At 43.4% G+C, this 15,255-nt stretch carries 6 protein-coding genes; 2 read left to right on the top strand and 4 right to left on the bottom strand.

Translation table 11 applies throughout. The annotated features are described in order from the left end of the window. Positions 1-214: 214 nt before the first annotated feature. Positions 215-1,048: a RecX family transcriptional regulator gene (locus AB4583_RS02950; protein ID WP_371724962.1), complete on the top strand. Its 834-nt coding sequence runs from the start codon at positions 215-217 to the stop codon at positions 1,046-1,048. 133 nt (positions 1,049-1,181) lie between these two features. On the opposite strand, the gene AB4583_RS02945 is transcribed toward AB4583_RS02950, so the two are convergent. From AB4583_RS02945 to AB4583_RS02930, 4 genes are all read right to left on the bottom strand, one after another. Continuing rightward, the gene (locus AB4583_RS02945) at positions 1,182-1,823 is read right to left on the bottom strand and encodes a hypothetical protein (protein ID WP_005598465.1); all 642 of its coding nucleotides are present in this window, start codon (positions 1,821-1,823) and stop codon (positions 1,182-1,184) included. Between the two features lie 106 nt (positions 1,824-1,929). Then, positions 1,930-2,823: a hypothetical protein gene (locus AB4583_RS02940; protein WP_138944304.1), complete on the bottom strand. Its 894-nt coding sequence runs from the start codon at positions 2,821-2,823 to the stop codon at positions 1,930-1,932. 125 nt (positions 2,824-2,948) lie between these two features. Then, entirely contained in the window at positions 2,949-3,659 is a 711-nt protein-coding gene (locus tag AB4583_RS02935; RefSeq protein ID WP_372069098.1) for a hypothetical protein, read from the bottom strand. A gap of 313 nt (positions 3,660-3,972) precedes the next feature. Continuing rightward, positions 3,973-5,820: a M3 family metallopeptidase gene (locus AB4583_RS02930; RefSeq protein ID WP_017068393.1), complete on the bottom strand. Its 1,848-nt coding sequence runs from the start codon at positions 5,818-5,820 to the stop codon at positions 3,973-3,975. A 249-nt stretch (positions 5,821-6,069) separates the two neighbouring features. On the opposite strand from AB4583_RS02930, the gene AB4583_RS02925 reads away from it, so the two are divergent. Next, entirely contained in the window at positions 6,070-15,246 is a 9,177-nt protein-coding gene (locus AB4583_RS02925) for an RTX toxin (protein ID WP_372116380.1), read from the top strand. Positions 15,247-15,255 lie beyond the last annotated feature (9 nt).

Below are 15,255 nucleotides of genomic sequence, written 5' to 3'. Positions count from 1 at the left end.
GAGCTAGTGCGCGAAGCGATTTCGAAAAGAGCTATTACGAAAAAAGCTAAGCATGGCTTCGAGCCATCATTCTTAATGTGATATCAAATGGACGCTGAATAAGCGTCCATTTTTATTGGCTGCCGCTTATGTTGAGCTTCATTCTTTTATGTCACTCAACCACCTTAGAATTACGTTATGATGGGGTAGGCTTAATCTGGAAAGTTGAAATCGAATGGATGATTCACAGCAAAAAACGAATACTAGAAATACAACGGTAAGAAAAGCGACGCGAATTGAAAGTGTTATGAACTCTGCGATGTGGCATTTAACTCAGAGAGACATGACGGAAAGCGAGTTAGTGGCGAAGCTCAAAGTGAAAACCGACAATCAAGAATGGATCGATGAAACTCTAGGGACATTGAAAGGCTTCGGGTATCTCAAGTCTGACCAAGTGTTTGCAGAACAATTCGTGGAACAAGCTTTCTCTGGTGAATTCGGTTCTCGATACATTGTCGAAAAACTGAAGAAGAAGGGGCTGACCGATTCAGTGATTTCTGATGCAATCCATAAAGTGTCGTTCGAAAAGTCTATTGATGAACAAACCATCTTGATAGACCGAATCAACCACTACTATTCAAGCTTTACCATGAGCCGTGAAAAGCTGGTTGCGACACTGCAAAAGCGTGGCTTTAGCTATCAACAAGTTAAGGTAGCGATTGACCAGCACCCACAAGCGCATCAACTGAAAAGTAACATTCAAATTAAGGCCGAGAAAGCCGACTTGGAAAAAGAGGTGCTCAAGTACGCTCGTAAAGGCAAGGGCCTGACCGCCATTCAGCAAGAACTTAGACAACGACAAATCGACACAAGTGAGCTGTCATCGCTCATCGACCGATTGATTAATGAAGAGCAGCTAGATTTCTATTCTTCTTGTTTAGAACAGTTGCAGAAGAAGCCTTATGACCTAAACGATCATAAAGAACGCTCTAAGGCTTACGCGATGCTAAGTCGAAAGGGGTTCTCTTCTGACGAGATCAAATTTGCATTGAGTGAAGATAACGAATAACTAAGCCGGAAAAATTTCCTATTGTAGTATGTTGGTTTGTCCTAAGTAACTATTGGACAAAAATCGTTTAGTGGGATTGCTCTAAACGACTTACGCCAGATTAGAAAAAGTATCTTGAAACCTTAAATGATTGTTAGCTCTCGGACTTAAATACTTCATGCGATAGATATATGTTCATATTTTCATATATTGGGGTGATATACCTTATGACCAATGGAGCCAATTCCTTGCAGTTAATCAAATCACTTACCCATGAAGAGCAGTCATCTTCCATGAAGGACGCTTTAGACTTTACACCTAATTCAGTCATTATTTCTTGTACTTTTTTGTTTGGTGCTTGGTCCTTTTCTAGCAACTCACCCTTGTAATGAACAAGTTCGTTACGTAGTGCTTTTACCATGTTAAATGATTTAAAAGGTTCTTTGGTGTGCTCCCAGCATTTTCCATCAGTAACCTTGACGATCATATTCCACTTTTCGGCTGTCGATTTACGCGAGTATTTTTCCTGAACTTGTTTCCATATTGAGTCTTCGTCACCAATAGATGCATACATACTGATCAGTTCATTTAGCTTTGCTTCAATTGCTGAAATTGAAAACAAAATACAAGACATATTAGCAGAACGAATTTGGTAGATTTTGTCGGAATTTTTAGCAATATGAGCATTGTACTTACACCCTTCAAACAAGTCCGTAGAGAAGTCATACATCGAAGCACCAATAGTTGCCCCCTCACATGTATCACCATTTGTTTCATCATAAATCCAGAACTGCATATTTTCTCCTAGATAGCTATATACCCCACTGAACCAGCCAAGAACACCAGACTCCGAACCAAAACCGCCGAGTGTAACGCAGCACCTTGATTGCCACTTGTTAGCACTACGTATCTAGCATATCCCATTCTTCACCAAGCACCCAACGTAATGCGGATACTTTCCCATTTAGCATTCCCCATTCAAAATCATCCCAACCGAGATTTTCTTTTCCAAATTTATCTTCAACTTTTTTAGCTGAGGCGAGTGCACCTTCCCAGATTTCAGGGGCGACTTTCTCACCAAGAAATTCAACTTTATAACGCAAATTTAAATGACGGTTATACCAAACCTTTTGGATCATATCGTCTAGTTCAATCAGTATTTCATCAACACTACGGTCGTAGTCATGCTCATGCATGTTCAACGTGTAATTTTTAAACTCACTATAATCAGCGGCTAATAGTTCTAATTTTTCAGTGTAGAAATTAAGCTTATGCTCCTGTTGTGCAAAGAAAGCTAATTGCTCTTCTTTTGTTAACTCAACATCAAGATACTCTAATCTAACTCCATAATTAGAAGGTTGATCAAGGATGCTACTCACTCTTTCCAAGTGATATACCGTCACCTCAAAATTAACAGATTCGTCTAATGTGTGGCGCTGAGATAATGAGAGCTCTTGATTCGTAATAAATACAATTCCATCAGCTTTATTTTTTATTACACCAAGAGCATCGCCATCAAATTTACTCTTTATTTCGCTGAACGACTTTTGACCACGAGGGAAATATACCGCACCAACATATTTCTTTGAGTTTTTGGCACATAAAATGTCTTTCCCTCCATCCCGACCACCTAAGGGGTGAGAAGGGTCAACTGAGTGGTATTGCTCAGATTTAAGGATATGAGCTGAAATTCTTTCTGCTGCTTTCTGCCCCTTTGTCCAATTTAGTAAACGAAACCAAGTTTCGTCACCCTCAGAAGATCTTCTATTGCTCAACTTTCTCTCCAAAATATCCATGTAGTCCTGTTAAGGTATAAGCAACGCTACCACCAAACCTAAACCTTACCACCGTAAACACAAAACCCAACACGGAGCTGAAAATGCCAAGCGTTGGGAATCTGCTTGAATTGCTTGTATGTGTATTACCCAAAGGTTTCCAAAATACTATTTTCTAGCTCTTTCTTTTTCATGACTGTCTTGTGATTACGAGTTTTGAACCTAATACCAAAAGAGATAAAGTGATGAAATATAATGAGATGGCTTCTGTTTTTTGACCAGACAACACACTCATCTTCTGCGACAACCCATGATTTTGAGTTGGATTCTAGGTCTTTGATGGGATTGCTAGAAAACTTGTTCCCATAATTTTGCGCAAAACTTGAATGAACCTGTTTATTGAAGAAGCGAATATGCATAACGTCTCGCTTTTCGCTGAATACTCGTTGATGCTTTAGGAAAAACAAACCCTTACCAAAAAACGTTGCATAGTCGATCAACTCTTGGCCATAAACTGGCATTTTAGCTTCAACGTGGTCACCTACCTCTACAGCACTATCATACATTTCCCAAAGACGGTTAGGCACGTTCTTACGTTTAGTAAAAGCACGAACTAGTGCTTTTACAGCTAGCTCACTGTCACTGGATTGGCATCGGGCAATCAGACCAAATATTTCATCCAATGTACCTTTTTCAGAATTGCACTTACGACAGGCATAGAAGTCACCATCTCCGTTGTTTCTCTTTCGCGATAAAGTTGTATTTGGAACAAGATGCTCTACAGAACGACTGTTGAGCAAATTCTCGCCTTTTACCATTGCGACTGAACAATAAGGACAAATACTGTTTGCGATCAATTTGTTAGTTCCTCTATACACATACCGCTTATTAGCCGAAAAATTGTCGTCTTTCGCCCCTCTATAATGCAGCCTTTCTCATATCAGTTCAATTAATTAACAATCAATAGGTTAAGTCAAGTGAAGGAAAGTTAGGCTGCAAGATGTCTCCTAATAACGGTAATGCTGATTTATCAACTCGTTCGGATAATATTTGGTAGGGGAAACACACGTTAATAAGTATGTTACGAACTTCTACTCTAAGAAGCTTTGGGGCAAAAATGAGTTATGTCACTACTCATTTTTGCCTTTTTCATTAGCATTAAAACTCAATCTATCGACCGTATTGCTCAATAATAAAGTGCTCAAAATCATCACACATTTGGTCATTCGACTTTGCATTATTCGCTAATTCAGTTGCTCCATCAACGATCGATACCTTCGCATTCAAATCCGCGACTGGTGCACGTTCTCTTGTCGACAGCTGTTTGATTTTTTGCTCCTCAATCGCCCAAGCCTCCTCTGGCGATAAGTTACACTCGTCAGCGAGATATTTGGCATTAAAACCTTCCCCAGTCAGGCTTTCGATTGTACCGTTATGGTTCACGCTATTGCCTTTATGCCAATAGTGTTTCGCCAACAAAGGCCCGATCTCTGGGTTATCTGTTAAGTAACCAAACTTGTCGGTGAAATAAGCTCGTGTTTGATACACCGCCATATGAGCCAATAGATAACCTTGGTATGAGCAAGATGCTTCATCAGACAATAAGTGAGGGATCGCCATCAGTGGACGAGGGCTGCAAGACAATCCAAGAATTGCCTTTTCACTGCTACGAGCAAGTGCCGTGATTTTTTCAGGCGTGAGGTCTTCATCAGCTAATTCGTACAGGGCTCGCTCGAAATATGGAACCACAAGAATGCTGCGTTCTTGGTAAGCTCGGAAGGGCTGTTTATTGTCGATGATGGCTTTAATTAGATCATCTGGCACAGGTTGCCCGTCCGCATTTAGAGCGTACTGTTTTAGCCAGTCAGCGTCATTTAACAAGCTGTCGCAGAACATGGATTGTGTTTCAGCATAAGCCATCGAAGTCGGCGCAAACTCTTGAGAGAAACAAGGGGCGTTCATTTTTACATTAGCAAAATGCGCCGCGTGACCACCTTCGTGAAATAGTGTGTTAATCCCATCATAGCCACTGCCTATTTGATCGGGCTTAGCGTTGCTAGTGAAATTAACTTGGGCCGCAACCCAAGCATCTTGGTCATAGAAAGAAGGGATAGGGCCATGGCAGAAGCCATTAGGGTATTTTCCTTTGCGATCAAGTAAATCGAGTTTCAATGTCGCTTGAGAGTATTCAATGTTGAGGCGACCAAAAGACTCTATCCAGCGTCTTAATGATTTTGAGAACGGAACATACGGGTCAAGATCATTCATAACGTCACCTGCAAAAGAGTAGGTAAAGTTATGGGCTTGAAGTGCATTCTCGCCTTTCTGCTCTGCCAAATTGGCTAGGCTTTGCTGATGGCTATCACGCGTGCGTGCTTCGAAGTCATCCAGAATCGTAAACAGTTGTTCTGTCGTCATCTGTTCGGTTTTTACCACCGAGTAATCAAAGAAGGTTTTAAAACCCAGTGATTGAGCAAATTGGTTACGTTTTTTGATCAGTTCAATGAAGCCGTTAGCCAGCAGCCACTGTTCTAAATCTAATAGTGCTTGGTGTGCAGAAAGCCTGACTTGTTCATTACCATTACTTCTAACGGCTGAACCTAAAACTGGCAGTGATCCTTCTGTTTCGTCGCCTGTTTCATTTACGTAAGTCATCACATGATTCTGTTTTTTCTCAAACAGTTCAGCCTCAAACTTTATGAGTTCGGCTTTAAGCTTCTGTGACTGTTCAGACTCAATAGCGTGAGATCTAAAGGTCGCCAACCAACCATTCAAGCCTGTCAGCGTACTCTCTTTTTCGAGAGGATCTTGAATTTCATCAATAGCAGCGAGTTGCGTTTCGATAGCAGTAATCTGTTCGGCAGAGCTTAGAAATTCCGTCCACTGAGTCTGTGCGAGTGTCGAACCATCGTGGTCGTCACTGATACCCATATATGTATCCCAAAAGAAGTCTTCTTTCGCTTTATGAGTCGCAAGATACTTTTGATTCAATTGGTTGAGATAGTTCGTTGCAGTCATGACATTCCTTGAAATTTAACCAGTAATTTCAACATTATGACACATTCATTGAATGTATTTTGTGACGATAGATATAACTGAATGCAGTCACAGCCTATCGGTTTTCTTTACAGCGTATTAGTGATAATTAACTGTTAATGGTTTGTTGTTTGCTAGTATTAACTAAAGAGAGTGTGCTGATTTCTCCGGCTTTTTATTGAGTAAATTGATGTTCTCAAGGTCAGCGTTTTTGTAAGGAAGAGGTTTAGGATGGATCCTATTTTATATATCGAAGTTGGTGGTGTTGTGTGGCAAGTATTCCCTGATGGGACTTGGCTTCAATTACCTGCTACGCAGCCAAAAGTTGAAGGCGTGCAAGTCGTCAGCATTGAACCTCAGAATTTACAAGAGGCTCAGCCCCTAACCGAACCACAAATCGCCGCAGTTGAACAACAGTTGGAAAAGGTGGTCACCGAACTCGTCAACAACATTGAAAGCGCACCTCAACAGCCTAACTCAGTAAATGATCAACCTAGTTCCAGCGCCTCTTTTATTGCTTATGTTCGTTCCACCTTAGATGAAACGCTCGCTGAGGCGGGTTTTGATACGCGTCCTGCAGAATATGCCGACGAAGATACAACCTCGAATGAGGGTAACCTTGATATTCTGTTACCTAGTGCACTATTAACCGTTGATATTTTGGATGGTGGAGACGGTTACGAAAATCAGTTTGAAGTACCAAGTGTCACGATTACGGGCTCGGCAGTGGATGTTCGAGACGGGCGTACCGTTGTTCTGACCATCACTGATGTTAACGGAAACACAGTAACCACCACAGCCATCACAAGCGATGAAACGTATGTCGTCAATGGCGTCGACCTCTCTTCATTGGAGGAGGGGGATCTTCAAGTCGATGCTGTCATTGCTGATGATTTTGGCAATAGCATTGCAGCTAACGATTCCACAATCAAAGACACATTAGCCAACATTGAGGTTGACTTCGATGGCTTTGGTGATGAGTTTTACAATCAATTTGAAATATCGAATGGGGTGCTAGTTGGTACGATTGCCAATGTAGAAGATGGGCAAACCATCAACATTTCAATTACCGATAGCCAAGGAACGATACAAGAATACACAACGGAAGTATCCGGCGGAACTTGGACTCTGACTCTTCAAGACTACTCAAGCTTTGCAGAAGGTGAGCTAACCGTTGTTGCCAATACTATCGATATTGCTGGAAACCCTACAACAGCGACCGACACGATCGTGAAAGATACGCTAGCGGACATCACCGCTGCGGTTGATGATGGTGGCGACGGTGTCCTCAATAGCTTCGAAATTCAGTCGGCTAAATTCTTTGGTACGGTACAGAACGTAGAAGATGGCCAAACGGTCAATATTCGTATTTCTGACAGCACAACGAATGTCATTGTTCTGACGGCAACTGTGATTGATGGTGCTTGGTCAGTTGAAGGCGTGGATCTAACCAGCTTTTCCGATGGTGGCATTCAAATTGAGGCTGACACTGTTGACGTTGCCGGTAACCCTGCTTCTGCAATAAATAGCGCAGGGCAAATTGTTATTGATACTGTTTCGCCTGTTATAGACATTGATACGCTAGACGGTTTTAGTATTTTGGCATTTCGTGGCGGCCAACTTACAACCATGCAAGGCACAACCAATGTTGCCGAAGGTCTTCCTGTTTATATTGAAGTTAATGATGGCTCTCAGACTCTTGTGTTTGAGGGTGTTGTTGATGCATCAGGTAATTGGGTTGTTGAAAATATAGATGTCTCGTCCCTAAACTTGGCGTCAGAATGGACGGTTGATGCCAAAGTTTTCAATACGGTAGGCAATCAAGCTATCGATGATATGCCAAGCATTATACTGCCCGAGTCGGTTGTGTTCTCAGAAACTGTTGTCGGGATTTTTGGAAATCAAACTCAGACCTCTGATATTCGCATCGATTATGCGGACTTCTCTTTTAGCGATGATCAAAGCATCGCAGAGTCACTAACTTCTCAAACCCTATCGATAACCGTTGCTGTATCGGCTGATAAACAAAGCCTAATTGGCACACGAAGCGATGGGCAAAAAGTATTCGATGCGTCAATTTCCGGCAGCAACGTAAATATCAATTTTTATAAGGCGATTGATCAGGAAGCTGGGTTAGATTCAATTCTGACGGCTTTGCTCATCGAAGGTTTGCAAACCGATGCTGATGGTACAACGGAGTTAGTGATAGGACGTTTACCTATTGTCATCAAAGATTCTGAACCTCTGGTTTTTGATGAGTCTTATCAAATGATCGAGGGTGAGATTGCGTCAGGGAACGTGTTGAATAACGACATCGATTTGGATACTCAACTTACGATAAAAAGTGTTGAAGTTGATGGTACGACCAAGACGATTGTTGGTGGCTCTCCGGTTTCATTTGCTACTAGCGAAGGCACCTTGACCGTATTTGCGAATGGTCATTGGACGTTCGTCGCCAACAGGAATTTGGACCACACAGTTGATCAGAACATCACCTTCAACTATGTTGCTGGCGACATCAGTAATGATTTCGGAAACGGCACTGCGGTCATTGATATTTTTGATGGTGATGCAGGGCTAGTTGTTGATGGGACAACGACCAGCTCTGAAGGTGATGTGTCTGATGGAATTCAAACTGTAGTCGGCCAGTTTACCGTTTCCGCTGGATCAGATAATCCAGATCCCGCTTCTATTGTATTTAATGCTAATACTCTGGTGCAGTTAGACGCCTTGGGCTTGACGACCGGAGATGAGAACTTTCCTCTAACCTACACGTTAGCGAATGATGGTAAAACGATTACCGCACAAGCAAATGGTGAAACGATATTCACGCTAACGTTGAGTGCAGTCGCTAGTGGTATCGATGTTCTAGCAGATGTCACATTAGTGTTAGAACAGTCTATCAACCACCTGTTCAGCAACGACTCCATAACCCTGCCACTTATTATTGATGGAACGGATTTAGATGGCACTTCTTTAAAACAAGGGCAATTCGACTGGATCATCCAGGATGGAGCCGACCCAATATTAACTTCAACTAGCAATGCTGCTGTGGACGAATCAGATCTTATTCACGGCAGTGTTTCAGATACTGGCACTTTCAATCTCAACGTCGGAAGTGACTTTGTTGAGTCTGTATTTTTTGATGTTGGAGATCAGCCGCAGTTGTTTAGTGGGGGTGTACAGATCATCTATGTGGTCTCTGCAGACGGAAATGAACTTACTGGTTATGTTGGCTCTGAAAGTGCTGAAAATAAAGCGTTCACCTTGAGCTTTACCTCTCTGTCAGGTGAGACCGATACTGATGTCACTTACATCTTTGAACTATTCAAGGGCCTCGACCAAACGAATGGAACCGACCAAATTCCTTTTGTCATCACAGCAAAAGATGATGACAACGATGAAACTCAATTAACCTTGAACGTCTCGATTACGGATGGTGGGGAGCCTACGATTGGCTCTGGCATGGTCGAGTTGAGTGAAAACCCTGTTGCTGATACAACCCCGTCTGGTGTTGGAACAACAGCGAGTGCAAGCTTAGCCGTGAGTGCGGGCAACGATCCACTCGTGTTCTTGGGGTTAGATGTGACAACTGGCCAAGCCGTTCTTGATAGTGACGGTGAGGCGGTGACACGTAATGGTGAAGCATTGTCTTGGCGAGATAATGGGGATGGAACGTTTGATGCGGTATTGTCGAATGGCGATGCTGTTTTCCAAGTGAGACTTCCTGAAGATTTTAGCTTAGAAGCCAATGGTTCCACGAATGTCACGGTTGAGATTGATTTGTACCAGTCAATAGACCACGGAACCGGTGTGAAGGACACAGAGCTGTCGATTCCAGCCTCAATCGTCACAATCGATTCAGACGGTTCACGAGATACACAAGAATCTGATATTAAGATTTACGATGGTGCAAACCCTAAAATTACTGTTATCGGAAGCATTTCTGTTGATGAAGACGGTCTGCTTGGAGACAGCGAACAGGTTGGTGTTGAAGATTCTAGCCCTTCGTTAGGAATCATCGAAGGTTCCGATGATGTTGTCTCTGTGACGGTCGACACCGCTGCGTTTGATGCACTTTCATATTCGAGTGCAGGGAAAGACATTTCACTGCAAGCTGTCGATTCTGATGGTTGGTATTACGGTCAAGATTCTGATGGAAACAATATATTTAGGATTCGTTTTAATACTGAAGGGACAACAGAGTTCGACCTTTATGCACCTCTCGATCACGCCAATGCTGATGGAGAGAATAATCTAGCCCTCAATTTTGAATTGGTGGTCAACGATGCGGACGGCGATAGCTCTGATCCGGCAATTTATTCTGTCAACGTAACAGATGCTGTCCCAGTTGCGCGTTCAGGGGCAATTGAAATGGTTGAGGGTGATGACCTTAATGGACAATTTCTAACAGAAAAATTCGCAGGTGCCGATGGCGCAACCATTGTAAGTTTTGACTATCGCGGTACTACCTATACCTTTGATAACGCAGGCACTCCTATCACGATTAATCTAATTAATGATTATGATGGTGGGTCTACTTACGGTCAGTTTACGCTTTCTTCAGATGGTAGCTACCAGCTGACTACAAATCCCAATGTATCAACAAACCCTGCAGATCCTAAGATCGTCGATGACATCGATTATCTGGTGCGAGATGCGGACGGTGATAAAGTTACCAGTACTGCTGAGCTTATTCTGGATGATAACGAAGGTTTTATTCGTTATGAAGATTCTGAAACCACAGAAGACAATGACGCGATTATCGTTGTAAGTGTGGCAACCGGCGATGTCGACCAAAGCGAAACCGTTACTGCTATCGAGTTCTCAGAAGCATCGCTAAACGGTGGTAGCTTGTACCTTGATGGGGTGTTGCTTCAAGTTGTAGACGGCAAGGTCACCTTGTCTGGAAGTCAATTGGCAGCGATTGATAGTCAGTTCACTGGGCCTAATGGACAGTTGACTTATCGTCCCGCGCTTCATGAATCCAATACTACCTCAACGGTTATCCTAGCGATCAACGCAATCATTAGCACTGATACGGATCCTAAAGAACTGACGGCTGATGTTGCAGTGTCTGTTTTACCGGTGGCTGATGCACCGGATTGGTCGGCTTCCGTATTCTCCTATCATTCAGTAGAAGATGACTCAGACCCAGTCAGTTTGGACATAACAGCTCAGCTGGTGGATAAAGATACGTCAGAAACATTGAGCTACCAGATTAGTGGGATTCCTGACGGCTTGAATTTGACGTTAAATGGCAACGCAGTCAAAGAAGGGAAATCTTACACACAGGCTCAGATTGATAAAATGGAAATCAGGGCTGACGACAACCTAGCGGGTCGCTTTGAGTTTGAGATTACTGCGGTTGCAACAGAGTCTGGCAATTCATTCGCTGACCCAGATGATAAAACGGCAAGTATTGTACATACCGTTACTGTCGATATTTCACCTGATGCTGATACTCCTCATGTGTCTGTTAAAGACTACAAGGGACTAGAGGATGAAGCTATTTACCTCAAAGACGTTATTGAAGGCGCTTTGGCGGACACCGATGGTTCTGAATCGTTAAGTTATATTATCCAAGTTCAAGATGGCTGGTCTGTTGAAGGTGATGGTACCGCAAAGATAGGCAATAATTCCTATTCAGTCACTGCCGAAGCTATCGCCAATGGTGTTGCTTATATTCAGCCTAAAGAAGACATCAGTTCCTTTACTGAAGATCTGTCAATAGACGTAACAGCAATAGCGACTGAGTCGACGATCGATTCACTTATTCCTATCAATGGGCAAGCGTCAAGTGATACAAAAACCATCAATATCTTTTTGAAAGGTGTTGTGGATGAACCTATCGCGGTAGACGGTGGTAATGGTCATTGGCAATACGACAGTGACAGTAAAGTCATCAGCAACCAATCGGTCTTGAATGAAGATGGGTTAATACAGCTCGACTTCCTCATACAAACGACGGATGACGATGTTTCAGAAGAGATCAACATACTGCTTACTAACATTCCTGAAGGCACTTTGCTGGTGGATGCGTTGGGTGAACCAGTATCGCTGACGATTGCGTATGTTGATGATGTGACAGGGCCCGTATTCCAAGTCTCTAACGCTCAACTGGATGATCTGTATCTCAAGCCAGTTCTTGATTTTAGTGGTGAATTAGAACTCACCGTTATTGCTATCTCAACTGAGCCCGATGGTGATTCGGGCGAGTTTCCTATGACACTTAAAGTAGAGCTAGCGCCGGTCGTTGATCAAGAAGACGGTCAAGTGGTCAGTACTCAAGGCATCGAAGACAGTCAAATCGGCCTGAACCTTGAACCTTCAGTGAATCAGGATATTGATGGCAGCGAATCCTTGACGGGATATGTCATTGATAGCCTACCTGCAGATCTCACTCTTTATTTTGATGGGAGTGTTATTCAGGTCCCAGCTTCAGGCTTAGATTTGGATACTCTACTGGACTCAACAACGCCAACGCTTTCGGATCTTCTAAGCAGCGGCAGGCTTTCTGTTACAGCGACAGAAGATTTAAGCGGAACATTCTCAATTCCTATCACCTATGAAGTCACGGATACCTCTCCAACTGGTGCAACGGATATTAAAGATATTACCGGATCCATTAGCGTGACTGTCGATGCTCGTGTCGAGCTAGATACTCGATTAGAAGGCTCTACAGAGCTGTTACAGAGTACAGATGGCTCGCCTGTTGATATCTCTAACGCCGTGACGTTCGTCGACGCGGATATCGATGGGTCAGAGTACCTAGATTATATTTTGATCGAGATTCCCGACGGCTATTCGTTGATTGTTGAGCACCCTAATGGTGCCGCTCAAGATAGCTCTGGGAATTGGATCATATCTGCGGATGGGTTAACGAGTGACTCTTTCCAAGAACTTGCAGCGTACATTTTAGATAATGCGACGATTTCCAGCCCAAGTGATACTCCGGTACTGGATATTGTGGTTCGTGCTCGTGTGATTGATGGTGATGATGCGAGATATATTGATGCGACTTTCCCGCTGCAAATTACTGGTCATGACGGCGGTGGCGGTTCTTGTGACCCTGTTGGCCCACCAAGTCCCATTCAACCGGGTGGTGATATTAAGACTAATGAAGGTGAAGATATCGATTTAACGGGCTTGCTCAATACTAATGTAGCGAATGACCCAGACAATACGATCTCTTTCTATATTCCTGCCGATTCTCTTCCTGAAGGCGTCGAGATTTCGGGTGATGGTGTTATTGCGGAATATGACGCGGCTGGCGAAGTAGTTGGTTACTCGATCACTGCAGATGGACTCTCGAAACTAACGTTAACGGGCTTGGATGAAGATTTTGCAGGGTGTATTGATTTCACCATAGAGACAATTGAGACCTCACCATGTAGCGGTGATACGGTGACGACGGCCCAAACCATTAGTATCCAAGTTCTGCCTGTGGTCGATGACATTACGGTTGAAGCCGACTCCACAACCATTCAAGAAGACATCGCGACAGACCTTAACCTTGAACTGGTTCTTGGTGATAGCGTTGAAGATGGACAATTAATCACTGGTGAAGGCAATAGCGCTACCGGTAAAGAAACCGTTAACTCTCTAACGGTGAGCATTTCGAATGGAGCGACCTTGTCTGAAACTCCAACTGACACCGGGTTGTTAGTTGATAATGGCAATGGTACTTGGACGGTAACGGATCCTAGCCGCTTGAGTGATGTGTTGGTAACACCACCTGAACATTACAGCGGCGATATCACCTTCACGGTAACTGCAAATATTACCGATGAAGCGGATTGTGTCGTTGAAACGGATACGCAAGATAAAACGACCGTAGTCACGATCACCGTTGAGCCAGTCGCTGATGCGGCGAACTTGGTGACAGAGGATATAGTCGGCGACGAGGATAACTACATTTCATTGTCATCACTTAGCGCAGAGCTCATTGACCAAGATGGTTCTGAAAACATGTCGCTTTCGTTAAAGGGAGTTCCTGAAGGCGCAGTTGTCGCTATTAAAATCGGAGACAACTATGAGTTGGTTCCAAACAATGGTGCTGATGGCGGTACCTTCGATGGAAACCCTACCTATGAGTGGCAGTTAGATCCAAGTCAGTTATCTAATCTAGTCATTCTGCCACCAAGAGACTTTAGTGGTGACATTAATCTGTCTCTAGAGGCGATTACTCAAGAAATTGGTACGACGGATATCCGTTATACACAATCTGAATTTACTGTAGGTGTTAACCCTATAGGTGACAAAGTTGAGTTCTTCGATTTACCTGAACAGCTCACTGGAAGTGAAGATGATGGCATCGTGATTCCTCTTGATGCCAATAGCTTTGAAACTAACAGTGATGAGTTTTTAGCAATTACGGTAACAGTGAATGGAACTTCGGACCCATCAGGGTTAGTTGGGTTAGACCGAATTCGAATTGGATCAGAAACCAGTTCTTTCACCAGTGTTGGTGGCATCATACAGGCGACGATCCTCGTTAAAGCAAGTTCTGTTGATGAGCTCGAATTCTTTGCAGGCGATGCGTTTGGTAACCTCGATATTACGATTACCGGCCGAACGGTTGATCAAAATACGGTACTCGGTGAGTTAGTGGTCGACACGGGTGACCCGAGCTCGCAAGACATGACGCTTATTATCACACCAGAGCCTGATGCACCGTTATTGAGCGTTGAATATTCTTCGATCGTGGCAGAAGCAAGTGGCACGATTCCTCTTGGTTTAGACCTTTCTCTTGTAAACCCTGCTGATTCAGAAGTGGGCTTCATTACAATTCATGATATTCCCGCAGGTTTGACGTTCTCACACGGCTCTATGGTCTATGGTCAATATGTGGTGGACTTGGCAGATGTGCCTAACCTAGCGATTACCGGGGGCTACAACAGTGGTGATCAATTTGACCTAACGATAGAGCCGTCTGCAGAGATAGGCAATAACCAAGCGGTCGGGTTACCCCAAACCGTATCGATTGAGTTTGTCGCTGAAGGGGATTCTACGATTACCGCGACAGATGATAACGATCTGTTGATTGGCGGTACAGGCTCTGACAATTTTGTGTTCGCATCTTCAGGCTTAGGGAGTGCAGAAGCACCAAGCTACGATGTGATTCAAGATTTTGATGCGTCTCCAGACACTGATGCAATTGACCTCTCGGGTATTTTGGGAAGCCTAGGGCTTAATACAGGGCTAGGGGCAACACAATATCTAGATTTAGAAGAATCTGGTGAAGGTGTGACCATTTCTATTAAACCTAATGGTGACGAAGACGTTCAACAAAACATCTTGCTAGCTGATGTCACGTACGACGATCTGTATCAAGGTGACAGTAGCAGTGCATTAGAAGCACAAATTTTACAAAAAATGATAGAAGACAATAATTTAACGCTGTAAGTTAGATGT

It is taken from the genome of Vibrio sp. 10N.222.49.C12, assembly GCF_041475025.1.
Lineage (GTDB): Bacteria > Pseudomonadota > Gammaproteobacteria > Enterobacterales > Vibrionaceae > Vibrio > Vibrio crassostreae_C.
The sequence above is the reverse complement of the archived record's forward strand: the minus strand, read 5'-3'. Positions and strand labels throughout refer to the sequence as shown.